The sequence below is a fragment of the Plebeiibacterium marinum genome (genome assembly GCF_026013615.1).
GTDB lineage: Bacteria > Bacteroidota > Bacteroidia > Bacteroidales > Marinilabiliaceae > Saccharicrinis > Saccharicrinis marinus_A.
In genome coordinates, this window is record NZ_JAPDPI010000111.1 from 1 (window position 1) to 1,308 (window position 1,308).

1 protein-coding gene is annotated in these 1,308 nt (G+C 28.7%); it reads right to left on the minus strand.

Going from position 1 to position 1,308, the window contains the following annotated elements; all coding sequences use genetic code 11:
• Positions 1–1,107 (minus strand): IS4 family transposase (locus OM074_RS21070; RefSeq protein WP_301202691.1); only part of this gene is annotated, 1,107 nt, incomplete at its 3' end.
• Positions 1,108–1,308: the final 201 nt, after the last annotated feature.

Here is a 1,308-nt window from a genome sequence, read left to right on the forward strand (position 1 = left end):
ATCAAGTTCAATTCTAAATCTTCTAACAGCAGTTTTGTAACCGATATTATTTTGTTTTTTGTATATCAGAATCAGAATAGCCAAAGTCAAAGTTATATAAAGTATATTTTTTATACCGTTTACTTTAGTTGATACAAAATGAGAAAAGTTCAGTTCTTGTTTGATAAACCTGAAAAACACTTCAATATCCCATCGTTTCCTATAAATGGCTACTATTTCTGAAGTTTTTAAATCCAAACAATTTGTCAGAAACCAAAGCTCTTCATTACTGCCGTCATTTTTAATGGTTTTTATTAGACGAAATGGGTTGCTTCTTTGGTGGCGTCTATTAAATAGATTAACAATCAGGTCTTCTTGGATTAGAAGATTGTTATATTTATCAGAGTCCATTTTATTCTTTGTAATAACATTGAGCTGTTTTGTCGGGGAGATTCGAGTAACAAAAGATTTATTCAAATTGTCAAATTCATTAAACTTATCTCGACTGTTTACTCCTCTGTCAAAAACAAAAATCCCTAATTTATTATCTTGATTAATAACAACTTCTGGTATTGAATGATTTTCATTGGAATATTGCTTATCCGTAAAAACCTCAGCATCCAAAGGAAATAAGTCATCCATCGCAATAGTAAACTTGATGTGTTTTCTACTATTGTGCTGATTGGCAGTTGTAATACCTTCACGAAGTTTATTGGCAACCTCTTTTACTAGTGTAGAATCAACTCTTATTATCGAATAATTCTCAGCCTCTGAATCAGTGTACCATTTTGATAACATGCTATGTGCATATTCGTATATCCTTTTAAAGAAATCAGGATTCATTGATTCTAAACGATCTGACAATGAATTGAATTTTGTTACGTTTTGTTGATCAATATTAAAAAGAAATTTAAACTTATGCGAATTGTAAACATCTTCCAAACTCCTAAGACTTGCTCTGCTACTTTCTAAAAAACCATATAATAATAGATAGAACATGTTTTTACCAAATAATTTTTTCACTTGATGATCTACATTAGTTTTATCACTTAACTTATCCAATAATTCACTGGGAAATAATTCCAGTAAACCCTGAACTGTGATATTTTTATTTAATGCTTTGCTCATCTCAATTATTTGATGAGACAAAGATATCGTGTATAAATTAAAACACCTCAATAACTTATTAACTTCAATATGTTAGATATTAACATTTTACCTCTTGTTTTTTGGTTTTGAAAATCATCAACGTCACAAATGTTTATAACATGTTAATTTATCAAGAAAATATTTATATTTTATTTTTACTCAAGGTTTCGAACACTAAAG